The sequence below is a fragment of the Bacteroidota bacterium genome (genome assembly GCA_016715945.1).
In the GTDB taxonomy this organism is placed as follows: Bacteria; Bacteroidota; Bacteroidia; order Bacteroidales; family F082; genus JALNZU01.
The window spans coordinates 291,598-317,140 of sequence record JADJXJ010000003.1; the positions used below are offsets into that span (position 1 = coordinate 291,598).

22 protein-coding genes are annotated in these 25,543 nt (G+C 51.1%); 17 read left to right on the top strand and 5 right to left on the bottom strand.

The features are described 5' to 3' along the window. Nucleotides 1-38 precede the first annotated feature (38 nt). Nucleotides 39-1,049 carry a pyruvate carboxyltransferase gene (locus IPM52_11535; protein MBK9292241.1) on the bottom strand — a complete coding sequence of 337 codons (1,011 nt, stop codon included), beginning with the start codon at nt 1,047-1,049 and terminating at the stop codon, nt 39-41. Nucleotides 1,050-1,187: 138 nt separating this feature from the next. Here IPM52_11535 and IPM52_11540 point away from each other — a divergent pair, with 138 nt between their 5' ends. From IPM52_11540 to IPM52_11565, 6 genes are all read left to right on the top strand, one after another. Continuing rightward, nucleotides 1,188-1,745 carry an RNA polymerase sigma-70 factor gene (locus IPM52_11540; protein MBK9292242.1) on the top strand — a complete coding sequence of 186 codons (558 nt, stop codon included), beginning with the start codon at nt 1,188-1,190 and terminating at the stop codon, nt 1,743-1,745. A gap of 46 nt (nt 1,746-1,791) precedes the next feature. Further along, nucleotides 1,792-2,895, top strand: coding sequence for a FecR domain-containing protein (locus tag IPM52_11545; protein ID MBK9292243.1), 1,104 nt, complete (start codon nt 1,792-1,794; stop codon nt 2,893-2,895). A gap of 102 nt (nt 2,896-2,997) precedes the next feature. Beyond that, the gene (locus tag IPM52_11550; GenBank protein ID MBK9292244.1) at nt 2,998-6,261 is read left to right on the top strand and encodes a TonB-dependent receptor; all 3,264 of its coding nucleotides are present in this window, start codon (nt 2,998-3,000) and stop codon (nt 6,259-6,261) included. Nucleotides 6,262-6,276: 15 nt separating this feature from the next. Then, nucleotides 6,277-7,629 (top strand): RagB/SusD family nutrient uptake outer membrane protein, encoded by a 1,353-nt coding sequence (locus IPM52_11555; GenBank protein ID MBK9292245.1) that lies wholly within the window; start codon nt 6,277-6,279, stop codon nt 7,627-7,629. Further along, the gene (locus tag IPM52_11560) at nt 7,620-8,537 is read left to right on the top strand and encodes a choice-of-anchor J domain-containing protein (GenBank protein ID MBK9292246.1); all 918 of its coding nucleotides are present in this window, start codon (nt 7,620-7,622) and stop codon (nt 8,535-8,537) included. Before IPM52_11555 ends, IPM52_11560 begins: the two co-directional genes overlap by 10 nt. A 73-nt stretch (nt 8,538-8,610) precedes the next feature. Then, on the top strand, nt 8,611-9,459 hold the full coding sequence (locus IPM52_11565; protein ID MBK9292247.1) for a choice-of-anchor J domain-containing protein: 849 nt from the start codon (nt 8,611-8,613) through the stop codon (nt 9,457-9,459). A 51-nt stretch (nt 9,460-9,510) separates the two neighbouring features. Here the strand turns inward: IPM52_11565 and IPM52_11570 are convergent, their stop codons facing one another. The 4 genes from IPM52_11570 to IPM52_11585 all read right to left on the bottom strand — a co-directional run bounded on the left by IPM52_11570 (nt 9,511) and on the right by IPM52_11585 (nt 14,869). Beyond that, the gene (locus tag IPM52_11570; protein ID MBK9292248.1) at nt 9,511-10,314 is read right to left on the bottom strand and encodes a cyanophycinase; all 804 of its coding nucleotides are present in this window, start codon (nt 10,312-10,314) and stop codon (nt 9,511-9,513) included. Nucleotides 10,315-10,352: 38 nt separating this feature from the next. Continuing rightward, on the bottom strand, nt 10,353-12,317 hold the full coding sequence (locus IPM52_11575) for a T9SS type A sorting domain-containing protein (GenBank protein MBK9292249.1): 1,965 nt from the start codon (nt 12,315-12,317) through the stop codon (nt 10,353-10,355). Nucleotides 12,318-12,443: 126 nt separating this feature from the next. Further along, nucleotides 12,444-13,478, bottom strand: a complete 1,035-nt coding sequence (gene cydB / locus IPM52_11580) for a cytochrome d ubiquinol oxidase subunit II (GenBank protein ID MBK9292250.1) — start codon at nt 13,476-13,478, stop codon at nt 12,444-12,446. A gap of 14 nt (nt 13,479-13,492) precedes the next feature. Then, nucleotides 13,493-14,869, bottom strand: a complete 1,377-nt coding sequence (locus tag IPM52_11585) for a cytochrome ubiquinol oxidase subunit I (GenBank protein ID MBK9292251.1) — start codon at nt 14,867-14,869, stop codon at nt 13,493-13,495. 359 nt (nt 14,870-15,228) lie between these two features. Here IPM52_11585 and IPM52_11590 point away from each other — a divergent pair, with 359 nt between their 5' ends. From IPM52_11590 to IPM52_11640, 11 genes are all read left to right on the top strand, one after another. Further along, a complete protein-coding gene (locus IPM52_11590) occupies nt 15,229-16,824 on the top strand; it encodes a tetrathionate reductase family octaheme c-type cytochrome (protein ID MBK9292252.1) in 1,596 nt (531 codons plus the stop codon). A gap of 11 nt (nt 16,825-16,835) precedes the next feature. After that, on the top strand, nt 16,836-17,495 hold the full coding sequence (locus IPM52_11595; protein MBK9292253.1) for a cytochrome b/b6 domain-containing protein: 660 nt from the start codon (nt 16,836-16,838) through the stop codon (nt 17,493-17,495). Then, complete coding sequence (locus IPM52_11600) at nt 17,492-18,559, top strand: rhodanese-like domain-containing protein (GenBank protein ID MBK9292254.1); 1,068 nt, start codon at nt 17,492-17,494, stop codon at nt 18,557-18,559. Before IPM52_11595 ends, IPM52_11600 begins: the two co-directional genes overlap by 4 nt. Before the next feature lie 20 nt (nt 18,560-18,579). After that, complete coding sequence (locus IPM52_11605; GenBank protein ID MBK9292255.1) at nt 18,580-19,104, top strand: YeeE/YedE family protein; 525 nt, start codon at nt 18,580-18,582, stop codon at nt 19,102-19,104. A gap of 12 nt (nt 19,105-19,116) precedes the next feature. After that, entirely contained in the window at nt 19,117-20,337 is a 1,221-nt protein-coding gene (locus tag IPM52_11610; protein ID MBK9292256.1) for a YeeE/YedE family protein, read from the top strand. A gap of 43 nt (nt 20,338-20,380) precedes the next feature. Next, nucleotides 20,381-20,992: a hypothetical protein gene (locus IPM52_11615; GenBank protein MBK9292257.1), complete on the top strand. Its 612-nt coding sequence runs from the start codon at nt 20,381-20,383 to the stop codon at nt 20,990-20,992. Nucleotides 20,993-21,085: 93 nt separating this feature from the next. Next, nucleotides 21,086-21,859 (top strand): MBL fold metallo-hydrolase, encoded by a 774-nt coding sequence (locus IPM52_11620; protein MBK9292258.1) that lies wholly within the window; start codon nt 21,086-21,088, stop codon nt 21,857-21,859. A 338-nt stretch (nt 21,860-22,197) separates the two neighbouring features. After that, nucleotides 22,198-22,596: a hypothetical protein gene (locus tag IPM52_11625; GenBank protein ID MBK9292259.1), complete on the top strand. Its 399-nt coding sequence runs from the start codon at nt 22,198-22,200 to the stop codon at nt 22,594-22,596. Nucleotides 22,597-22,619: 23 nt separating this feature from the next. Beyond that, nucleotides 22,620-24,092, top strand: coding sequence for an LruC domain-containing protein (locus IPM52_11630; GenBank protein MBK9292260.1), 1,473 nt, complete (start codon nt 22,620-22,622; stop codon nt 24,090-24,092). A gap of 60 nt (nt 24,093-24,152) precedes the next feature. After that, nucleotides 24,153-24,818 (top strand): TatD family hydrolase, encoded by a 666-nt coding sequence (locus tag IPM52_11635; GenBank protein ID MBK9292261.1) that lies wholly within the window; start codon nt 24,153-24,155, stop codon nt 24,816-24,818. Beyond that, entirely contained in the window at nt 24,818-25,540 is a 723-nt protein-coding gene (locus IPM52_11640) for a tRNA threonylcarbamoyladenosine dehydratase (GenBank protein ID MBK9292262.1), read from the top strand. Before IPM52_11635 ends, IPM52_11640 begins: the two co-directional genes overlap by 1 nt. Nucleotides 25,541-25,543 lie beyond the last annotated feature (3 nt).

Consider the following 25,543-nt stretch of genomic DNA (forward strand, 5'->3'; position numbering starts at 1 on the left):
TTTGTAAAAGTAAGCAAAACACCCGAAGTCTGTGCTTCCTAAGCCCGTCCGCTCATGCTTTTTGGGATGCGTCCCTGGTTGATGCTTTCGGAGCGCAGCTTGCGGCCTACAATGCGTTCGACCATTTTGCCGGTGCGCAGGATGCGGTCGATGTCCAGTCCGGTATCAATGCCCATTTCGTCCATCATCACCACCATGTCTTCGGTGCATACCAGGCCAACGGCCATGGAGTCCTTATAGTAATATTCTCCCGTTCCGGCTACAGGCACGCCATCCACAAAATTCGCAGGCTGTCCGCCAATGCCGCCCATGGTGCTTTCATAATTGGTCATGCCTGCCTGCAGGGCAGCCAGCACATTGGCCAGCCCCCAGCCGCGGGTGGTATGCAGGTGCACGATGTGTTTCGCGGGGTTCTGAAACTCATCCATGAGCATGGAGAAGTAGCGGTAAATCCTGTCGGGCGAGGCAGAACCATCGTGGTCGGCGTGCTCCACATCGGTAGCGCCAATGTCGAACCACCTTTTGGTAAATGCGATGGCTTTTTTCATATCGGTGGGGCCTTCGATGGGACAACCCCAGATGGTGCTCACGGTGCCGTTCACTTTCAAACCTGCTTCGCGGGCCATGGGCACATATTTTTCAGCCATGGCAAAATACTCCTCAATGCTCAGCCCCGAATTCTTTTTCTGATGCGATTCGCTGGTGCTCACCATCAGCAATATCCTGTCGGGGCCATGGCCCTGCCTTCGGGCTTCTATAGCCCTTTCGATGGCTTTTTCGCGTATGGTGATGGCTGTGATGGTGCTCGATGGCAACAGGTGAGCCACACGTTTGCTCTGCCTGAGCTGTTTCAGCAGTTCGTCGGCATCCCTGAATTGCGGCATGCCCTTGGGATTGCCCAGGTTGGTGAGCTCGATATGCCTGAAGCCACACAAAAGCAGCTCCTCGGCCAGCCAGAGCTTGGCTTCGGTGGGAATAAATTTTTCCTCGTGCTGAAAGCCATCACGTACCGTAATGTCTCCAATGGTTACTTTCCCGGGGTATTGCATTCGACAGAGATTTGTCCACGAATATATGTAAAAACATGAATGTTTCAGTACGGGTATGCCTGCAAACAGCCTGTTGGATTGCTGCCAGGCTTGTGGGTTCGCAACTTTAGGCAAAAAAACAGGCCAAATAAAATAACTTTGCGTTTTGAGAAGGCATTGTATGCAATGGGCAAGGAGCACAACAACAAGCTTGATCGTCCGGATTTTGAATGGCTGTTCGGACAGTACTACAAGCCTTTGTGTGCGGCTGCTTTTGTGTATCTGCGCGACCGTAAAGATGCCGAAGATGTTGTACAACAGCTTTTTGTGCGTTTGTGGGAGCGCCGCAGCACGCTGGATGCCATGCAGTCGGCACCGGCCTATTTGTTTACGGCAGTACGCAATGCCTGCCTGAATCACCTGCGCCGTTTACCATATGCCACCATGCCTTTGCCGGCCGATCTCGAGGAGACAGCCCGGCTGGCCATGGATGTGATGCTTGACGAAGAAAAACAACGCGTGCTCATGTCGGCGCTCGACATCCTGAATGAGCGCAATCGCCGGGCCTTTGAGCTGGTGTACTTTGAAAACAAAACCTATCGCGAAACGGCAATGGCAATGGATGTTTCGGTGAATACCGTAAAATGGCACCTGAAAACAGCCCTTTCGAGCCTGCGCAACCACCCGGGCATTAAGGATTATTTTTTGAAAAAATAATTTCGAATTTACCTACCCCTTGAGCGAGCTTTTGTGTCTTAGGGGCATGATGGAAAAAAATCTACCCGAAGCACAGCCGGATAGTTTGTCCGATACCCGTTTGACAGATGAGGAAGCCCGCCTGGCGGATTTGTATTCATCTGTGGAATATGCGCGCAGGCTCAGCCAGGCTTCAGCTGCTAAAGTTGTACGCATGCGTGTTGCCCGTCGCATGTATGTGCGCCGATCACTTCAATTGCTGTCGGCTGCTGCTGCACTGGTGCTTTCGTTCGCGCTCTGGTGGTGGCTCGATGGGCAGAAGCCCACGCCTGATGCTGCTCCCATGCGGGTGCAAAACCCCGTGCCGGAGCGCACCGACAAAGCCTTGCTCCAGCTTTCTGACGGGCGCATGATTGCCCTCGACAGCACAGGATTGTTGCAGCTCAGCGAGGCCGGACTGGCCCACATCAGCGGCAGCAGCGGAAAAGGTCTTGCATACGAGGCATCCATAGCTGATCAGGATATTGCACTAAAAACCAACAAGATAATTGTGCCACCAGGTGGCCGCTTTCAGCTTCGCCTGAGCGATGGAACCGAGGTTTGGCTCAATGCAGCCTCCAGCCTGGTGTATCCGGTTGTGTTTGGCAAAGGACCAAGGGAAGTTGTGCTGTCGGGTGAGGCCTTTTTTGAGGTGACCTCCGACGCCTCCCGTCCGTTTGTGATTCAGACAGGCGGCAGTACCATTCAGGTGCTGGGCACCAGCTTCAATGTGTCGGCCTACGAGGATGACGATGTGCTCGAAACTACCCTGGTGAGCGGAGCGCTTCAGGTGAGCCTGCCCAACGGCAAAAGCAGCACACTCGCGCCCGGCCAACAGCACAGATTTAACCAAAAGACGCTCGAACAGCAGATCAATCAGGTCGACACCAGATTTTATACCTCCTGGCGCGAAGGAGTGATTTATTTCAACCGGGTGAGCCTGAAGGAACTGGGCATCAAGCTGGAGCGGTGGTACGATGTGCAGATTCGTTTTGAAAACGAAAAAACAGCCGGACTGATCTTCAGCGGAGCAGTTGAAAACAGCCGCCGGCTCGACTTTCTGCTTGCACTCATCGCTGAAGCTTCGGGCATCAGATACGAAATCGATGGGAAACAGGTAATCATCAAATAAAAACCGGAAAATGCGGCAACATTTTCCGGCGCAGTCAGAAAAATCAATTAACCACTTAACACGGAAAAAGGGTCAAAAGATTCTCAACAAACGCACAAAGTTATGAAGAAAAAATCACCTGAACCTCCGCTCTCGAACCGAAGCAGGTTCACTATCCGAATGTTGCGTATGAAAGTTTTTGTACTGCTCACCTTTTTCAGTTTTCTTCAGGCTACAGCCGGGGTCTATTCTCAGGCGGGTATCACCCTTAATGTGAAGGACGCCACAGTGAATGAAGTGGTCAGGCTGATTGCGGAACAAACCGATTACCTGTTTCTTATCAACGAGAAGCAGGCTCATCAAAATCAGCGTATTACGCTAAATCTCAGCAATGCGCCTTTTGATCAGGCCATGCGTGAGGCCTTGCGAAACAGTGGCCTGGAATATCGCATTGTGGAGAATTACATTGTGCTCAAACCGGCAGCAGAGGCAACAAAGGCCACCGTTAACAACGCACAGCAGGAACAGCGGCGCACCATCAGGGGCACGGTGAGGGCCAGGGCCGACAGGCAACCGCTGCCCGGCGTGAATGTGTACATCAAAGGAACTACCATTGGCACTGCCACCGACCTGGACGGAAAATATGAGCTGCGTATCCCGGCAGATGCCAAAATCATTGTGTTTTCCATTGTAGGCATGCGCACCGAGGAAGTGACCATCGGGCAGAGCGACCTGATTGATGTGCTGATGGTGGAAGAAAGACTCGGACTGGAAGAAGTAATCGTTGTGGGTTATGGTACCCAAAGCCGGCGTTTGGTGACAGGCTCAGTGGATGTGGTTAAGGAAGACGACATCAAGTCGATACCCATACGCACCATCACCGGGGTGTTGCAAGGCAAAGCTTCAGGGGTGTATGTGCAGCAAAATTCCGGTACGCCAGGTGGAGCCATGACGGTGCGTATCCGGGGCAACAGCTCCATTCAGGCTGGCAACCAGCCCCTCTATGTGGTTGACGGTGTGCCCGTTACTGCCGGAAATTACGGGCAGGTGGGCTTTTCGGGTCAGGGCATCAATGCCATCACCGACCTTAACCCCAACGATATTGAATCCATCACCGTGCTCAAAGATGCCTCAGCAGCAGCTATTTACGGTGCCAGGGCTGCCAATGGGGTTATCCTGATCACTACCAAGAGGGGATCGCTCAACAAAACGGCCATCAATGTGAGCCTGAGCCAGGGGGTGCAGCAACTGGCCAAAAAACTCGAAATGATGAATGCCGAGCAGTGGAACGAATACAAGGGCTTGCAGCCCAATGGCGTGGATACCGACTGGCTCGATGAGGTATTCAGGATTGCTCCCATGTCGAACTACGAGATTTCGGCCAGTGGCGGTGACGAAAAGACCAAGTTCTTTCTTTCGGGTAACGTGTACAACCAAACCGGTATCCTGCTCGGCACCGATTACAGCCGTTTGAGCGGAAGGATGAACCTCGACCACAAAGTGAACCAGAAACTGACCATCGGCTCCAACCTCGGGCTTACCTATTCGCTCAACAACCGTGTGGAAGGCGACCAGTCGCTCAACGGTCCGCTCCCGAATGCCATTTCGCTCCTGGCCATCAACAGGGTGTATAACGACGATGGCACCTACAACGAAGACGGCGCGTTTGCCAATCCGGTGGCCATTGCCAAAGAAGCCATCAACGAAACCCACTCCTACCGAACCCTGGGCAATGTATTTGCCGACTATGCCATCACCAACAATCTGATATTCAGCACAAAGTGGAGCATCGACCTGCTTAACCTCCGCGAGCACAGCTACGATCCCATCACTACGCGCCAGGGCAAACGCTCCAACGGCATAGGCATCTTTGCCAGCAACAATGTGCTCAACACCGTGTCGAACAACACCTTAAAATATACTCAGACTTTTGCCGAACGACACAATCTCGACGCCCTATTGGGCTATAGCTTCGAAAAACTTACCGTGCGCTCGGCTTTCATTCGGGGCACCGATTTTCCGAACGAGAAGTTCCGCTATCTGGCTTCGGCGGCAACCATCACCAATGCCTCGGCCAGCGCCCGCGACCGCGGTCTGAATTCGTGGTTCGGACGCGTCAACTACAACTACCAGTATAAATACCTGGCCAGCTTTACGGCACGTTACGACGGGAGCTCAAAGTTCGGGGTCAACAACCGCTATGGCTTTTTCCCGGCAGCTTCACTTTCGTGGCGCATCACCCAGGAAGATTTCATGAAGCAATTTGCCAATATCAACGAGCTTAAGCTGCGCACCAGCTACGGACTCACCGGCAACGACGGCATCCCCGACTTTCGCAACCTGGCCCTGTTTGGTGGCGGGTACAACTACAACGGGCAACCAGGCATTGCCCCGGTACAGCTCGAAAATCCCAATCTGAAATGGGAAACCACCGCACAGTTCAACATCGGGTTCGACATCTCGGTGCTTGATGAACGCATCAACCTGAATGTGGACTATTATAACAACCAGACACGCGACCTGCTGCTTTCGCGACCGGTTTCGTTCACTTCAGGTTTTGGCTCCATCACCACCAATATCGGTCAGCTCGAAAACAAAGGCTTTGAGTTTGTGCTCGGAACCGATAACCTCAGGGGTGCATTTGAATGGAGCAGCTCGCTCAATATGACCTTCAACCGCAACAAGATCAAAAAGCTTTACAAAGGCACCCCGCTCGACAACCTCGGACGCGGCAGCAACCGTTTCGAGGAAGGCCAGCCCGCCGGCATCTTTTATGGCTATCGCTCCCTGGGCGTTGACCCTACTACAGGCGACATTGTGTTTGATGACGTGAACGGCGACGGACAAATCACGGCTGCCGACAGGGTAAAAATTGGCGACCCCAACCCCGATTTCATCGGCGGGTTTAACAACGACCTGCGTTGGAAAAACTTCGACCTCAACATCTTCTTCCAGTTCAGCTATGGCAACGACATCTTCAACGGCACCCGCATCTACATCGAATCCATGAAAGGCTCGGACAACCAGTCGACCGCAGTGCTCCGCCGCTGGAGAAAACCTGGCGACATTACCGACATACCGCGGGCTACCGAAGAAGACCCCAACAACAACAACCGCATCTCCTCCCGTTTCATCGAGGATGGGTCGTATCTGCGTCTCAAGAATCTGACTTTGGGCTACAATTTTACAAAAGACCAGCTCAAACGTCTAAAAATCAATAATATGCGTGTCTATGCATCTGCTTACAACCTGCTCACCTTTACACGATATTCGGGCATGGACCCTGAGGTGCATTACAGCGGTGACGACGATCTGCGCATGGGTACCGATTTCTTCACCTATCCCCAGGCGCGTCATTTCAACTTTGGTATCAATGTCGGATTCTAAAAAACAGACAAGGCCATGAAAAGATATTTCATATTCTTAAGCATAGTAACGATTTTTGCTGCCACCGCCTGCGATGTGCTGGATGTGCAGCCTACCCAGAGCATCCCTGCACAGGAGGCCATCAAAGACCGCACCGGCCTTGAACGCGCCCTGACCGGCAGCTACGATGCCCTGCAATCGGCAGGTTATTACGGACGCGAATACCTTGTGGTGCCCGACCTGGTGGCCGACAACCTCGTGTGGACCGGAACCACTGCCGGATACAACCAGATAGACAACAACAGCATCCTGAGCGACAACGGCATCGTCGAAAGCATCTGGGCCAGCATCTACACGGCCCTCAACATGGTTAACCATGTGATTGATGCCATTCCCGGCCTGACCGACCTCACCCCCGATCAGCAGCGGCAATACAATGCCGAAGCACACTTCCTGCGGGCTTTGCATCATTTCAACCTGGTCAGGATGTTTGGCGGAGTACCCGTGCGCACCAAGCCCGTACAGGCCCGCGAAAGCGACCTCAACGTGCCCCGCAACTCAGTGAATGAAGTTTATAATCAGGTGTTTGCCGATCTGGTGGTTGCGCGTCAGGCCAATCCGGTGGGCAACAGTTCGCCCAGGGCCAGCCGTGGCGCTGCCATGGCGCTTTCAGCCAGAGCCTACCTCACTTATTACAGCATCACCGGCAATGCTGCCCACCTCGACTCGGCTGCTTTTTATGCCGGAAAAGTCATCAACGACTTTGGCTATGAGCTTGAGCCTGTATTTGCCAATTTATTTAAAGGCACGCCAAACAAGGAAACCATTTTTTACGTGGACTTTATTGCCCAGGACCGCAACCGCCTGGCCGAATACTTTTTCACCCGCACCCTGAGTGGTAGGAAAGAGTTTTCGCCTTCCGCAGGGCTGATTGCAGCTTACGGAAACAACGACACCCTTCGGCTGAAAGCCACCCTGGCTATTGCATCCGATGGGCCATATGGCCTCAAATACAGCGACATAGCCAATGGAAGCGATAAGGTGCCCGTGTTTCGCCTGGCCGAGATGCACCTGATCATGGCTGAAACCATTGCCCTCAAAGGCGGTGATGCTGCCCAGGTGCGCAATCATATCAACATACTGCGCAATCGCGCAGGTGTGCCTCCCGTAACCACTGCCGATCCTGCCGCGCTGCTGCTGGCCATAGAAAACGAACGCAGGCTCGAGTTTGCCTTCGAAGGACACCGCTGGTTCGACCTGGTGCGTACCAACAGGGTACAGGCCATCATCCCCGGACTGCCCGATTGCTACAAACTTTTCCCCATACCGCTGAGCGAAATTCAGGCCAACGAAGCCATTCAGACCACTGATCAAAACCCATGTTATTGAACCCGAAAACGCCTAAAGCCATGAAATATACAAGCATTTCGTTTGTGATTCTGCTGACGGTTGCCGCACTGATGCTGGCCGTGAGCTGCAAAGACGAGGGTTTCCCTGTGCCTGAGGCCTCGACCCAGGCCGATTTTTCCTTTACTTCCACAAAAGAAGAGGACAACACCGCCCCGTTTGGATTCCGATTCAAAGTGGAACTGACCAACAAAAGCCTGAATGCCACCTCTTACCTTTGGGATTTTGGTAATGGCGAAACTTCGACCGAGGAAAATCCAACGGTGTATTATTACCAAAGCGGACAATATACCATCACCCTCACCGTGGGCAGCAGCAAAGTGCTGCACTACAACCGCCTCACCAAATCGGTCACCCTGACGGCCATCCTCGATGCCGTGCCGCTGCCATTTTCCGAGAACTTCGACAACACCGATACCATTCCCGATATCTTCACCGTGCTCGATGTGGATGGCGACGGGCTGAGCTGGTACTGGGGATCGCGTCAGGGCAACGGTCAGGCCAGGTCGCAATCGTACAACTCCGCCACGGGCGAAGCGCTCATCCCTGACAATTACCTCATTACCCCGAAACTGGACCTGACTACCATCCCGGCCGGAAAGCAGATTATTGTCAGATATGGGGTTTGCCCCACCGCCAATACCCCGATTTACCGTCAGGAACATTACGGGGTGTTCGTATCCACCACCGGTAAAGCGGCAGCCGACTTCACCAACCTCATTTTCGAAGAAACCCTGACCACCGATAATACCAATTGGGTTTATCAGTACCGCGAGCTCGATATCTCACATTTTGCAGGTCAGTATATCTATGTGGCTTTCCGACACTACAATGTGACCGACATGGACCGCATCGTGCTCGACGACATCGAGATATTTGTGCGGGATTAGGGTTCGGAGAAACAATGATATTACATTTACAATGTTGCAAACAAACGTCAAACATCAATAAAAACAAATGCCTATGAAGCGAACAATGTTACTCCTGCTTGGCCTGCTGGCAATGGTTAGCCTCCATGCACAGCGCGATGCCTCCGCCGTAAGCTACAAGCTCACCTGGGATGTAGCTTCCACAGCCAACACAGCCATCTACCGTGCCGAACACTACGGAGTGTTCATCTCCACCACGGGCACCAATCCGGCTGACTTTACCATGCTGTTCGAAGAAACCCTCTCCACCAGCATACCCAACTGGCAACCCCAGCCGCGCGAGCTCGACATCAACACCTATGGCGGCCAGAATGTGTATGTGGCCTTCCGCCACTGGAATATCACCGACATGGACCGTGTGGTGATCGACAATGTGAAGCTAAAGATCGTGGAGGCTGGACAACCCGATATCCTGCTGCTCAACGAAGATTTTCAGGCTGGGATAGACGATCCGGCCGGTGAAGAATGGTTGCCTGAAGGTTGGACCAAGATCGACGCCGACAACGACGGCCGTAACTGGTTCTTTGGCGTGCGCCAGGGCAATGCGGCCCTGCGCAGCGAATCGTGGGCTACCAACCCGCTCACCCCCGACAACTGGCTCATCACCCCTCAGGTGTATGTGGGATTTGTGGGCAATGCCGAAATGTCGGCACCCCAGGTGACCATATTTCCCAATCCTGCAAGCAACATGCTGAATATCAGCGCTCAGACCGAAATCCTGCAAGTTGTGCTGACCGATCTGCGCGGACGTCAGGTGTATGCCTCGCCTGCAGCCGAGGCTCAGCTGCGCATTGCGGTTGACCACCTTCCTGCTGGTTTTTATCTGCTCAGGCTCATCACCAACGAAGGAACTGTGGATAAAAAGATTCAGATTCGTCGTTGAAATCCCTCATCAGTCAACAAAAATGCCCGCTCAACCGGCGGGCATTCTTTGTTATTGAAGGTCGAACTCCTCACCTGGCAGATAAACATTCAGTTCCAGGCCATGGCCTCCGAGGAGTTTGTCTTTGAGGTTGGCTTTCCTGTCTTTGTATTTCAATGTAATAATTTGAGAGAGGCCGCTTACCCTTGCCTTTTGGCCTTCTACCACCAATGCGGTCGATTCGTCAATGCCAACGAGCAGGGTTCCGGGGTTTTCGAGGGCGGCTGCAATCAGGCGGTTCATCCGCTGACGCCGGATAAAGTGTTGATCAATAATGGCGCCCTCAAGCAGACCGAGGCCCTCCGCAATCTCAATATTACCCGCTTCGATGGTGCGGTAGCCTGATTCATCGTTCTGGTGGAGCAGTTGCCGGCCGGTGATCATCATTTTGCTTTGCACGGCAGCTCCGGCGCTTGTGCCGCCCACCACAGCTCCATTGCGGTGTGCATCGAGAATAGCCTGGTGCACAGGGGTGTTCAGCACCAGCTCCATAAACCGGTTTTGGTCGCCACCACTGATAAAAATCAGCGAAGCCTTACGGATCGAGTCGAGCCTGGCCGAAGTGAAGTGTCCGGCTGTGGGCATGTTTAATTTGTACACCCTGTCGAATCCCAGTTCCACAAAGTCTTTTTTAAAGTAATAGAACGCGGTATCAGGTTCGCTGCTGGCCATGGGCAACACCACGGCGTAATGTCCCGGCCGATCGAGTGCGGCCATCGAGGCCATCTCGGCCGCCATGGTGAGCGGGCGCTTGCCGCCGCCAATGATGTACAATGCTCCCTGCGAAAAAGCCCTTGCACCGGAACCAATACACATCAAAACCAGCAGGGCAAAGAATGTCAGCTTAGGTTTTTTCATTGCTTGAGAAATTTAGTGGTGCTGGTCTGACCCTGATCGGCCTGCAGGCTGACGAGATACAAGCCTTTTTTCAGGCTGCTGATATCGAACGGACGATTAGTGGAGATTTTTTCACTTTTTATCAGGGTTCCGTTCATTGAGTAGATGCGAAGCAGGTAACTTCCGGCTTCGAGTCCTTCAAAACGGATGAAAGATGTGGAGGGGTTGGGTGAGATCCACAAACGAGCACTTGTTCGGGTATTGTCAGTCAGCGAGGCATAGGTGTCAATGATTTTTGTTGTGCTTTGGTCCATCAGGCTGAAGTGGAACTGGCTGAAGCCGGCAACGCCACGCGGGAGTCCGCTGCTGACGGCGCTCTGGGTGGTGAGTGCAGCTGTAGTTCCCGGGTTTTCGGCCACAATAAGCGGGAAGTTGCCGAAGGCGGTTAGTTCGAACTGTGCACCATTGGGTCTGAAGTGGGCAATGGCGTCGTCGTGCAGCCAGAAACCATATTGCAGGCTGTCGCGTACCATGGCGTAAGGTACTCCGGTGGCCGTGTTTTCCACATCGGTGGTCGGCGAACCAGTGAAAGTATTGGGCATGACAATGGCCGAGCGCAGCAAACCGAGGCCCGGCCGGAAATCCATCAGGCCATCGTAGCTGGCGTAGGCCTGCTCGTAATTGAGCAAGAGGGTGCGGCCCGCATACCTGCTGTTGCCGCCCACAAATGCCACTGCCGAGCCCAAAGCTAATAGCCGGGAGCGCAACACCTGCCCGACGGGAGTCACCATAAAGTCCATCAATGGCTGGTAGCTGCATGCTGCAAACAGGAATTTGTTGCTGCGTCCGGCTTTGGCCAGCCATCCGGCATTGTTGCCATTGGCAGCCGATGCCACCAGAACTGAAGTGGGTTTGCCGTTGGTGGTGAGCCAATTGACATAGACAGATACACTGCTTTCGGTTCCTGTGGTCACAACAACAATGGTGTCGCCTGGGTTGCCGTGTTGCCCCAACTGACTCAACATCAGTTGATTCTTGCTAAGGGTTTCGGTGGCACTTAACCAGATATGCGATGCGGGAAGTGTGCCATCGGAACGCGGCGGCACCATCTGTGTCAGGCCGTTCATTTCCATGCTGCCAATGTTGAATGTGCAGCCATGAATCATCTGGCTAACCAGCACATTGCTGGCAAGCAGCTTGGTGCCTCCAAGGCTGAACTGGTTGCCAGGCCCGCTACGGTATATGCCGGCGGCTCCGGTGCCATAAACTGTGGCATTGAGGTTCTGGTCGATGCAAACGGCCGTTTTATCGTCCACGCCAATGCCCACGATGTCCAGGTTCTGGTCGAATTTCCACTTGGCCACAAAAGCCAGGGTGCGTGCAAACCGGCCCCGCTCAGCCACATGGCTGTCGAATACAACCCCCGGCAAAAACTGGAAAAAGTTGTCGCTCAGGGTCATATACTGGTTGTGCGGATTGGCCAGGGCTTCGTCGGGATACACGGTCCCGTTTACAGCTGTGTACACCACTTTCGAAAGGATATGCAACCCGGCCGATGTTCCGCCAACCACGCCGCCTCGGTTGAACACCACTTCCACAGCCTGCTGCAGCAGGGTGTTGCGGTAACGGTTGTAGTAATTGGCCTGATTGCCACCACGGAAAAAAATCATGTCGTAGGTACTAAGGCTGTCGTACAAAGCCTGTGTGTTGGCAGCGGCCTGTGTAGCTACCGGGAAGTTTTTTGCAAACACAGCACCCCTGGCCACAAAATAAGTGGGGAGCCACGAACTGGGATTGGTTTCGGTGCCAATGATGGCCACACGTTTGTTGGGCGCCTGCTGAACAGCCCAGGCGTAGGGCGCATCGCTCCAGCTATTGTAGTTTTCGCTGCCTCCTCCCACAACGAGAAGCTTGCCGGGCATCTGGGCAACGACCAACCAGGGCAGGAATAAAAGCAATAAAGCTATTTTATGTTGCCGCATAAAATAAAAAGGTGTTTGTTGAGGGAATAAAGATACTTTATTTCCTGCTTGAAGATGGCGGCAATTCACCCTGGTTGGTGAATCAAGGGCTGTTTGTGTATGCCTGCCTTTTGCAGTTGAACAAAATCAATACGAGGTTTCGTCCATTTTCACCTTGCCCCAGAAGGTCTTATACACAAAGAAGGTATAAATAGCTACTAGCGGTATCCCGATGATCGTCATCAACAGCATGATGCCCAGCGATTTGTCGGACGATGCGGCATTGTAGATGGTGATGCTGTATTCCGGATTGATGGTCGAGAAGATCATCACAGGATAGAGTTCGATGGCCACCAGAATAAGCAGAAAACTCATGGTGAGTGCCGAAAACAAAAAGGCCTGCACATATTTTTGTTTGCTGACCAGCCGCGGAATGTTGGCAATGCTCAGCATCGACAGGGCAGGTACCACAAACAAGGCGGTGTTTTCGGAAATGGTATCGGAAAGGTGTGGCAGGTAAATGAGGGTGTAAACGGTCACAATCGCATAAGCCACGATGAAAAAGATCATGGCGCTGCGAAGCAGGTGGTTAACCTTTTCGAACAGCTGTCCCTCTGTTTTCATCGCCAGATAGAGCGCACCATGCATCATAAACAGGGCCAGGGTAGTGATGCCGACCATGATTGCATAAGGGTTGATGAAGTCGAGCCAATGACCGGTGAAGTGGTGTTCGGCGTCGAGCGGCATGCCTTGCAATACATTGCCCAGCACAATACCCAGCAACAGCGCCATCATGATGCTCGAAAGGCTGTAGGCCACGTCCCAGCTCTGGCGCCACCAGTACATCTTTTCCTTGCTCCGGAATTCGATGGATACCGCCCGGAAGATAAGCACCACAAGAAACAGCATAAAAGGTATGTACATGGCCGAGAATGCTGAGGCGTACAACACCGGAAAGCCGGCAAACAGGGCACCGCCTCCGATAACCAGCCAAACCTCATTTCCGTCCCACACCGGCCCCACAGCGTTGAGTGCAATGCGCCTGTTGCGGTCGCCCTTTAAGAACAAATGCCATGCTCCTGCTCCCAGGTCAAAGCCGTCCAGAATGGCATAACCCGAAAAGAGTGCGCCTACCACCAAAAACCACCAGGTGGGATAATCTATTCCTAAAAAAGTTTCCATGGCTCACGAATTCTTTATTTAACCAACTGATTAGCAATGTCCTCCTGCAGGGGCCTGCCTTCCTCGTTACGCTCATCGTACGGTCCGGCTTTGATCTTTTTGTCCAGCAGATAAATGAACAACACAAAGAGCAGGGCATAGACCAGGGTAAACAGAATAAGGGAGAAAAGCACGTTTTGTGCTGTTACGGTGGGCGAAAAAGCATCGCTGGTGCGCAGTAGTTTATATACCACCCATGGCTGACGTCCCATCTCGGCCGCAAACCATCCAAACTGGTTGGCCAGTTGCGGCAGCACTACGGCAAACACGAATATCCACAGCAGCCATTTGGTCTCGAATAGCCTGCCCCGCCACCACATCCACAAACCAAACAGGGTGAGGGCTATAAAAAACAGGCCGAAAGCAACCATCAAATGGTAGAATTGAAAAATGGCATTCACCTGGGTGGGGATTTCATCTTTGGGAAAGTCGTTCAATCCGGGCACAGGGGTATCGAAGTTGCCATGTATCAGAAAGCTGAGGCCGCCCGGGACATATGGACCATACACTTTTTGTTTTTCATGGTTCACCCAGCCGAAGAGATACAGGTGGGCCGGGTCGCTTTGGTTGTAATGGCCCTCAAAGGCGGCAAGTTTTTCGGGTTGATTTTTAGCTACCCCTGAGGCAGAACTGTGGCCTGTGACCAGCTGCATGACCGAGAAAAAGGCGGCCACAATGAGGGCAAGCCCGAAAGCCTTGCGCGACATTTCCACATACCGGCCTTTGAGAATGTACCAGGCGTGTACGCTCATCACCAGAAAAGCGCCGGCAATAAGCGCTCCGATCCAGGTGTGCAGGATGCGATCGACACTCGATGGATTAAAAACCATCGCCCAGAAATCGGTGATTTCGGCCCGCATCTGGTTGCCGTGCCCCACGATATGGTGGCCGGCCGGCGTTTGCTGCCAGCTGTTGGCCACCACAATCCATACGGCCGAAAACATCGAGCCCAGCCAAACCCCCAGGGTTGCAATGAAATGCACAATGGGTCTGACCCTGTTCCAGCCAAAAAGCAATACGCCCAAAAAGCCGCTCTCGAGCGCAAAGGCGAAGATACCCTCGGCTGCAAGGGCGCTGCCAAACACATCGCCTACAAAGCGGGAGTAGGTGGCCCAGTTGGTGCCAAACTCAAACTCCATGACGATGCCCGTGGCCACACCTAGCCCAAAGGTGATGGCAAAAATGCGCGTCCAGAAACGCGCCAGCTGCTCGTACATCTTATTACCGGTGCGCAAAAAGGCACCTTCGTAGATCACCATCATCAGCCCAAGACCTATGCTGAGCGGGGGATAGATGTAGTGAAAGGAAACTGTGAAAGCAAACTGAATCCGTGAAAGTATTTCAACATCCATTGATCTGTGAATTTGAAGTTAGTTCGTCATTGGGTGACAATCCGGCGAATGATTCCCCATGCAAAGCTATAAGCTTGTGTGAATGCATAAACAAACCTTCGGCCGGATGTGCTCAATTTTTTCCTCGCGTCAGATTTAGAAACCTGAAATTTATAACGATTCTAAATAAGGAAATACAACTTAAAAAATTAATATTCAATAACTTGCGATTTTATTTAGAACAGCGGTAAATTATTGTGCCAACAAAAGTACGGATATTATATCTATACATTTGCATATGTTTATCTGAAAAAATTGTTCAAAGTTTAACATCAAGTTAATTTACTCTGAATCAATTGAATAACTAAAATAGGTTGATAATGAAACCAGTAACAAAAGCATTGGTCTTTTTCCTGGCCATCATCGCTCCGCTTGTCATCATCACCCTGGCATTGCGGAGGCCTGCCGACGACAAGACCCGACTCAACGAATTGCGTGAAAGGTACACGAAAGTTCGACAGCCTGGGGTAGATCACGGCAAATTTGCGGTTTTGCAGCAGGATTTCGACAATCCGCACCAGATCACGGCAGCATGCCTTTCGTGTCATACCGAGCGCGGGCACGAGTTGCTGTCCAGCCCGCACTTTACCTGGGAACGCGAAGACTTCATCCCCGGAAAAGGGGTGGTGTACATCGGCAAGAAAAACCTCATCAACAATTTCTGCACCGGGGTTCAGTCCAACGAAGGGAGCTGCATGAAATGCCACGCCGGTTATGGCTGGGCCGACAAGTCGTTCGATTTCAAAAACCCATTCAACATCGACTGCATTGTTTGCCACGACAATACAGGAACCTATCAGAAAGCGTCGGGTATGGCCGGTTATCCGGAAATGGGGGGCGACAAAGGCCCTGATTTCAAGGCTATTCTGGCCAGTGTGGGCATTCCGGCCAGCCAGAACTGCGGCAGTTGTCACTTTTTTGGTGGGGGCGGAAACAATGTGAAGCATGGTGATCTGGAGGTTGCCTTGCTCACCTCCGGCCGACAGGTGGATGTGCATATGGGTGTCGATGGCATCCACATGAAGTGTGTGGATTGCCACACGGCAGAAAATCACAAGATGAAAGGACGCTATTTCGGCATCACAGCCACCGGCAACAATCGCCTGAGCTGCGAAGATTGCCACACCTCCACACCGCACGTGCGCAGCATTCTCAACGAACACACCATCAAAGTGTCGTGCCAGGCCTGCCATATCCCGGTTTATGCCAAAGTGAATGCCACCAAAATGGAATGGGACTGGAGCACAGCCACCAAAAAGCTCGATGGCAAAGGCTTTGAGGTTAAGGACGAGGATGGCAACATCATCTATACCTCGGCCAAGGGCGACTTTGTGTGGAAGAAAAATGTCAGACCCGAATACTCATGGTTCAATGGCACGGCCGATCACCTGCTGATTACCGATAAGATTGATACCACCGAGGGCGTGGTTAAAATCAACAGACTTTTTGGCGAATACAAAGACCAGAAAAGCAAGATTGTTCCTGTGAAAGTTCATCGTGGCCGCCAGCCCTACGATCCCGAAACCCTGCATGTGCTGCAGGCCAAGTTGTGGGACCGCCAGCCCGGTCAGGGGGCCCTGTGGCTCGACCTTAACTGGGACAGTGCAATTATTAAAGGTATGGAGTACGTAGGGCTGCCCTACAGCGGAAAATATGCGTTTATTGATACAGAGGTCTATCTTCCTGTAAACCACATGGTTTCGCCAAGTGCAGAAACTGTGTCGTGCAAGGAGTGTCACACCCGAAGTGAGGAAGGCCGGCTTGCACAGCTTCGCGACTTTTATATGCCCGGCCGCGACCGCAACGACACCGCAGACTTTGCCGGCAGATTGCTGCTGATCTTGTCTTTTGTCGGAGTGGCAGGTCATGCCGGTATCCGGTTTATGGCTTCCAGAAAAAACCGTAAAAATGCCTAACAACCCACGCCATGAAAAATTTTAAAAAGGTTTACATCTACAAAGGATTCGAGCGATTCTGGCACTGGAACCAGTCGTTGCTGATTTTTATCCTCGCCATCACAGGCTTCGAAATCCACAGTTCCTACAACCTTCTGGGCTACGACACTGCTGTGGATATTCACAACAAAGCGGCATGGGGATTCATTGTGCTCATCATCTTTGCCATCTTCTGGCACTTTACGACAGGCGAGTGGAAACAATACCTGCCCACAACCCAAAACCTTAAGGCTCAGCTCGATTTCTACCTGTTCGGAATTTTCCGCAACGCGCCCCATCCCACCAAAAAAACCGTGCTCAGCAAGCTCAATCCTCTGCAACGCCTTGTCTATCTCGGACTTAAATTGCTGGTCATCCCGGTCATGGTCACCACCGGACTTGCCTATATGTTTTACCGCTATCCGCAGGGCGACCGGATTGAGATTACCAATATCCAGAACCTTGAGCTTGTGGCCGTGCTGCATACCCTCGGAGCTTTTGTGCTGCTTTCGTTTGTGGTGGTGCACCTCTATCTGATCACCACCGGGCACACCCTCACTTCCAACCTCAAAGCTATGATCACCGGATGGGAAGAGCTCGAGGAAGATGAAGATACCCCTGCTGACGAACCTAAAAAAGAAGAAGAGAAATGAAATCACTGAGAATAGTTTCCGCAGGCTGGATTGCGTTGATGGCGCTGGTATTGCTGAGTTCCTGCAACAAATCCGCTATCCCGCCCGCATCAGCTGTGGGCGAATCAGCACAGCTCGTGCAATGGCTGAACCAGAACGGCAACTGGATCAACTCGGATAAGGTGCCGGCCGTCATCTCGGCCGACGATGCGTATGAGCTCCTGAATGGCAATAATTTGTTTATCGACCTGCGCGATGCCTCGCAGTATGGCGCAGGACACATCCCCAATGCAATCAACATCAGACCGGAGGAATTACTTGATTATCTTGACAAAAGGCTGGATATCAATGCATTTGACAAGGTTGTCTTCGTGTGTTCAAGAGGGCAGCTTTCGGCATGGGTCAACGGCATTGTGCGTTTGCTGGGCTATGACAATACCTATTCGATCCGGTTTGGCATGAATGCCTGGGACGCTACCCTGGCAAACGAAGGCTGGGATAAAGCAATAAGCGACAAATGGGCCGACCAATTGGTAACAGGAATGCCGGATTTTCCCAAAGCTGTGAACGATCTGCCTGTTGTATCAACTGGAAAATCAAGCCTATATCAGATTGCTCACGACAGGGCGGCCGCATTGCTGGCCGAAAGCAGCGCCTCTCATTTTCTCGAATTCGATTCGCTGGCAAAACACATGGAAGAGTACTTCATCATCAACTATTGGTCGCCGGCCGATTACGAAACTGTCGGACATCTTCCCGCTGCCAGGCAGTTTAGCCCGCGAAAATCGCTTGCAATCGATGCACAGTTGCTTTCAATCCCCACCACACAGAAGATTGTTGTCTATTGCTACACCGGACATCATTCGGCACATGCTGTGGCCTATCTGCGCATGTTGGGCTACGATGCCTACTCATTGCTTTATGGTGCCAACTCGTTTATGCACAGCAGGATGCAACGGGATGGCTGGCCAGCCTCACATCAATGGAGCGAACTGCAGAAACGTAAATACCCCCTTTCGAGCAGTGCGGTATTGCCTGTCAATCCGGCCGGCGAAATCAAAAAAGCGGCTCAGGGTGGCTGTTAAATAAAAAAAAATTCAAGACCATGAACGAACAACCTAAACCTTACATGAATGCCTACCTGGCAGGTTTCCTGCTTGGACTGGTATTGCTGGCTTCGTTTTTTATTACCGGACGCGGGCTTGGCGCCAGTGGTGCAGCCAAGAGCGTAGTTATTGAAACAGTGGGCCACATGGCGCCTGAACATGCAAAGTCCAATTCGTTTTATGCGGCATTTTTTGCCGATGGCGATGGCCGTCCCATGAAAAACTGGCTGGTTTATCTGGTGGCCGGATTGCTGGGCGGGGCATTTTTCTCGGGCTTTGTGTCCGGCAGGGCAGGATTGGCCATCGATAAAGGTCCGCGCATCAGCAATGGTACACGGCTTTTGTTTGCGCTGTTAGGAGGTATACTTTTTGGCATCGGCTCCCAGTTCGGACGCGGATGCACCAGCGGCGCCGCCCTCAGCGGGATGGCTGTGCTCTCCACCGCCGGTTTCCTGACCATGATTTTCATCTTCGGAACCGGCTATGTCATCGCTTACTTTTTCCGTAAACTCTGGATACATTAACGCAGCACAACTATGGGACCACTTATTCCACAAGGATTTATCAACCCCGACCTGAACCTGCTCTTTGCTTTTGTGATTGGTCTGGGATTTGGCTATGTGCTCGAACAGGGCGGGTTTTCGAATTCACGTAAACTCGCCGGTGTTTTCTACGGTTACGATTTTGTCGTGCTCAGGGTATTCTTCACTGCCGCCATCACCGCAATGCTTGGCCTGCAACTGTTCAGATACCTCGGCTGGATCGAATTCGACTTGCTCTACATCAACCCTACGTACATTTATTCGATCATTGCCGGAGGCGTGATCATGGGATTTGGTTTTATTCTGGGCGGTTTTTGCCCCGGAACCAGCATGGTTGCCGCCGTGATCGGAAAAATTGACGCCATGGTGTTTGTGCTGGGCATGCTGATCGGTATTTTCATCTTCGGTGAAGCCTACAGCATTTTCGAACCTGTTTACACAGGCAGTTTTATTGGCAGTCCTTTTGTGTACGAATCGCTTGGGCTGTCGCGCAATGTTTTTGTGCTTCTGCTTGTAGTGATTGCGCTTTCTGCTTTCATCATCACCCGCAAAATTGAAGACAAGGTGAACGGGCTACCGGTATCTGCCGGCATCTTTCATCCATCCTACACCGGGCCGTTCGCAATGATGCTTGGGCTGGCTGTGTTGTTTTTTGTGCTTCCCGAGCGGCCCAAAGCAAGGTGGAACGAAGTGGCAGCTGAAGAACTAATCCAAAAAATGGCCAATCCGGCCAGCTATGTCGATACCGACGAGCTGGCATGGAAACTGCTCAATCCGCAAAGCAACGACCTCTACATCGTGGATGTGCGACCCTCGGAGGACTTTGCCCTGTTCAGCCTGCCCGGCTCAATCAATATTCCTCTTGCTGAGCTGCTTGAGCCTGCATCGCTCAACAGCCTGCGCAGTGCAAAGGGACAAATTGTTTTTATCAGCAATGGTTCCACCGATGCCCAGGCTGCCTGGCTGGCCGCAGGCAGGGCAGGCCTGGAAAATATCCGGTTGCTTAAAGGCGGCCTGAATGGATTTGTGGAAGACATTTTTGTCAATGACTTCATCGCTAAAATTAAAGACGAAACCGAGCAGTTTCGTCAGCGTTTCCGTCAGGAAGCCCGCAGCAGGTTCAGCACCGGCCAGGCAGCAGGTGCAAAAACCGCCGCTCCTGCCGCCATTCCGGCTGGTATGAAAACTGTCTCAGGCGCAAAAGGTGGATGTTAATCGCGCCGAAGGTGGATGTTAATCAGTTAAAACATAATGAGATATGCAAAATATAAACGATAAAATGCTCACCGCAGCGGCAGTACTTTTTGTCGGGCTGTTGCTGGCAGCCCTCCTGCTGCAATGGTGGCTTGCTCCGGCATACAAAACCGATAACCTCAGCCTGCATAGCCAGCTGTCATCGGGCGAAATGCTGATTAAACCCTGGCAACTTCATGAAATTGAAGCGCAGGATGCCTTGGGGGAGTTTGCCCTGGTGCAGCTCAACGGTGCCCAAATCCCACAAAGCGAAAAGTTTGGTCGCCAGATCAGCGTGACCACCGACAGACTGTTATCGGACGAAAGCATGAAGTTCATCAAATCTGCCGGTAAAACACTCGTGGTGGCACCCGACGAATCGGAAGCACTTGCGGCAGCCTGGTTGCTGCGTGCAAAGGGTTTCGGCCAGGTGTTTGCTGTTGCAACCGATGCCGAATTCATTGCCAAAAACGTGCTTGAAAACTACCTTCCCAAATGGGCACAAACAACCTCAGAGCAAGCCAGGTACGCCTTCAGCCGTTTTTTTGGTACCGCTTCCAGGCCAACGGCGCCTGCCGCCAATTTTGCGCTGCCTTCCGGCACTCCACAAGTGAAAAAGGCTGCCGGAGGCTGTTGAAATTTATCTATGATTTAGGTGCAATTGTAAGAAACGAAATATCAATGAGATAATAATATAAAGGATGAAAAAGTTTTTTTTTTATGTGTTGTATTGATAACTTATACTAACACGATTTACGCTCAATTTGAGACAAAACTAAGTGAGGAATTATTTATTTCAAAACTGACAGACACAATTTATGTGGTTACACATTATTTTCCTTGGGAATCAAATTCATTAATTGTTAAAGCGTCTGACAAAGAAGTCGTTTTAATTGACACACCATATGACACCACGTCTACTGCATTAATGTTGAACTGGGTTGAAACCAATTTGAATCCTGATAAAATCACAGCACTAAATACAGGTTTTCTTGTTGATAATTTAGGAGGAAATCAATATTTAAGAGAAAGAGGAATAGACATTTATGGTGCTGATAAGACTTGTAATTTGATTGACGAAAGAGGAAAGCAAACACAACAACAACTTATCTCTTGGTTGAAACCTGAACAAGAAAGAATAAAAAAAGTATATGAAAAAATGGTTTTTGTAAAACCGAACAAAATCTTTAAAATTGAAGAAGGAATATTTTTAAAAATTGGGAATTTAAGTTTTGATGTGTATTTTCCTGGAGAAACTCATTCTCCGGATAACTTAGTGGTTTATATAAAAGAATGTAATTTATTATTTGGAGGTTGTATGGTTAAAGCTTTATCATATCAAAATCTTGGATTTACAGGGGATGCAAATATTGCTGAATGGCCTATATCAATGAAAAAAGTACAAGAAAAATATAAAACTGCAAGTATTGTGATACCACATCATGGAATGTGGGGTGATATGAGTTTAGTTCAACATACGATTGATTTATTACTGAAAAAATAACAAAAGCACCTAACATCGTGTATAAAACATTTGGCAGTCAGTGGTTTATCGAGCGATATAGATCGTATCAAAAGTAGTTGTAACTTGATAGGAAATCGCTTCGAAATGCCAAACGTTTCATACACGCAACCGTTAAAAAAAGCCGGGCTACCATTGACCCGGCTTTTTTTATATTTGAAACTCGATACCGCGAGCAAACAATAACCTATATCCCAAAATTGGAGAATTGATTCATTACAGGAATTTTTTAATCAAGGGCATAAAATGCAATTGTCTGATAAAAAAGTAATTATGATAAATGGTACAAAATTTGTTTCCTGCGTAGAAAACTCTAAGCCATGAAAAGATATCTCATCCTTTTAGCCGGTTTACTTATCCTTGGTTTTTCATCGTGCCAGAAGGATCCGATCATAAAACCTGAAAAGCCTGGCAGTATGGCGGACCTCAAGGTAAGCAACCAATTTGATTGGAAAACGACCCAAAACGTCGAAGTTCAGGTGCAAGGACTACAGCTGCCGGTGCAGGTGCAGCGCACCATTGTGATCAGCGATGGGCAACAGGCTGTGTTTTATAAAGGCATGCAGGCAATGAATGCCAACGTCACCTACAACATCGTCGTGCCGGCCTATTTGCGCGAGCTAAAGGTAAGTTTTGGAACCATCAGCAAAACCCTCCCAATTCAAAACGGGAAAGTTGTCTTTAACTATATTCCCAATCTTCCTGAGACAGATAATTGATTAAAATTCAGAGGGATTAAGCCATGAAAACAATAGCAGCAAAATTAAGTGCCAAAATCGTACTGGGCATAGCCTTTATGGCAGCGTTTCCGCTCAGTGCACAGGTAACTCAGGACTTTGAGTCGGGTTCGCGAAATGCAGAGATTGCCAAATGCTGGTTTTTCGCCAGCACCAACATCGTAGGTGGGGCTAATGCCATTACCGGTCAGTTCAGCATGCGCACCGGCCAGATGTCGAGCATGACCAATCAGCACACCCTGATTTCGCCCTGGGTGAACATGCCCGGAAGCGGCAATCTGGTGTTCAAGCACAAAATTGATGTACTGAATGGAGCGGGTAAGTATCTGGATGTTTATCTTATTGATGAATACAACAACCAAACCCTGATTTTTTCGCATACCTACACCAACAACAGCCTGTTCACCGAAACCATTCCAATCACAGTGAATGGCATTTACAAGGTTCGCTGGAGCTGGTATGGTTCCGGAGGCACCTCGCGCGGACATCTGGATGATGTGAGCATTCCGGGCATTTATGCTGCCGACCCCTCGAACAACAATGGCGGAGATTGTGCTGTACTGCCCGGAAGTGGTGGCGGCGGTGGCGGAGCAACCGACTCGGATGGCGATGGGGTGCCGGATGATGAAGATGAATATCCAAACGACCCAGAGCGTGCCTACAACATCTACTTCCCTGCCAATGGGTTCGGCTCGCTTGCTTTCGAAGATTTGTGGCCTGCCAAGGGTGACTACGATTTCAACGACCTGGTAGTAGATTATCGCTTCCACACCGTTACCAATGCCCAGAATCAGGTAGTAGAGATTTATAACACACTTGTTGTCAGGGCAATAGGCGCCTCGCTTGAGAACGGATTCGGGTATCAGTTTCCAAATGCCGCCATCGATCAGTCGCTCGTAAGCGTTACAGGCTTCGACCTGACAGAGAATTTTATCAGCCTTGGAGCCAACGGACTGGAAAACGGACAGTCGAAACCCACCATCATTGCCTTCGACAATGCCTTCAGCCGCCTGCCTCATCCTGGCTCGGGACTTGGCGTGAACACCACACCCGGAGCGCCATACGTGCAACCGGATACCTTGCTGATTACCATCAACTTTGCCTCGCCTCGTCCGCTTTACACCAGCCTGGATGTACCCAATTTCAATCCCTTCCTGATCATCAACAAAGAGCGCGGAAAAGAAGTGCATCTGCCCGATTACCCACCCACCGACCTGGCCGATCCATCTTTCTTCGGAATGTGGGACGACAACACCCAGCCCTCAGCCAATCGTTTTTACAAAACAGCGACAAATCTTCCCTGGGCAATCGATATCTACGAGCAGTTCGATTATCCTAACGAAAAGGTGGATATTGTGAATGCCCATCTCAAGTTTGCCGACTGGGCTACCAGTGGCGGGGTGCTATTCCCCGACTGGTTCAAGAACCTGGCCGGATACCGCAACGATGCAAACATCTATCAGGTGCCATCCAAATAAGCCAATGGGCTGTTTTATTGCATAATTTCGTCTCCGGTCATCTGACCGGAGATTTTTTTTATGCACAGCCAAAAGAACTTTCTCGACATCCATACCCACAAGCAAGGGTCAGACGATGAGGTTTTGGCCATCCTGAACCTGATGCCGGGCGATGCCCCGCCCGAAAAGCAATATTTCAGTTCGGGCATCCATCCCTGGAGGGTCGGGACGGAAAACCCTGAAGCACAGTTTCGATGGCTCTATCAGTTAACCAGCCATCCCAGGCTAATTGCCATTGGCGAATGTGGCATTGATATGCTCAGGCCAAATCCTGAGGCGCAGAAAAAAATATTTGAAAATCAGGTTGAAATAGCCACAGGCCTGAACAAACCCATGATTCTGCATGCCGTGCGAAGTCATACGCAGCTTATCGCCTTAAAACGAAGCTTCAGGCCTGCCAAACCATGGATAGTGCATGGCTTTTCGTCGCGCAGGTCTATCGCCTGCCAATACCTCGATGCGGGATTTTATTTGTCGTTCGGAGCAGCCTTGTTGCGTCGAAATGAGGCATTAACTGAAGCTTTCAGATATTGTCCGGACGACAGGATATTTCTCGAAACCGACGATAACGGGATGTCACTTAGGGAGCTTTACGCCCGGGCAGCTGCCTTGAGGGGTATTGGGGCACTGGATCTGGCTTCAGTCATTTGGCGTAATTTTGCCGCCTGCTTCAGTCTGCAGCCCTGATGGAAGAAGTTTGGAACAGCCGGACGGTTTTAGCTATTGGCAATGAGGGTGTTGCGGCTTTGGCCCAAAGCCATGTGCTCGTGGTGGGTCTTGGCGGAGTTGGTGCATTTGCTGCCGAAATGCTCGCACGTGCAGGAGTCGGAAGCCTTACCATTGTGGATGGAGATACCGTGCATGCTTCCAATCGCAACCGTCAGCTTCCGGCCCTGATGAGCACAGAAGGTAAGCCCAAAACTGAGGTGATGGCCAACAGGCTCATGGACATCAACCCCGGGCTTAAGCTGCATGTGGTCCGGGCATATGTAAAAGATCAGCCCCTGATCGATCTGTTGCAGTTGCATCCGTATGATTATGTGATCGATGCCATCGACACGCTTGCGCCAAAGGTTTATCTGCTTTACTACGCCAGAAAATTCGGACTCAACACGGTAAGTTCCATGGGGGCCGGCGGAAAGTTCGACCCTACGCTGATTCAGGTGGCCGATATCAGCCAGACTCATACGTGCCGGTTGGCCTATTACATCCGGAAAAAACTTCACAAGCTTGGGGTTTACGAAGGGATTACTGCTGTTTTTTCGCCGGAAACGGTAAGCAAAAATACAATCCAACTCCTTGAAGGTGAGCTGAATAAGAAAAGCACTGTGGGTACGATTTCCTACATGCCTGCAGCTTTCGGAATTGCGTGCGCATCGGTGGTTGTACGTCAACTGGCCGGCCGTTGAAAC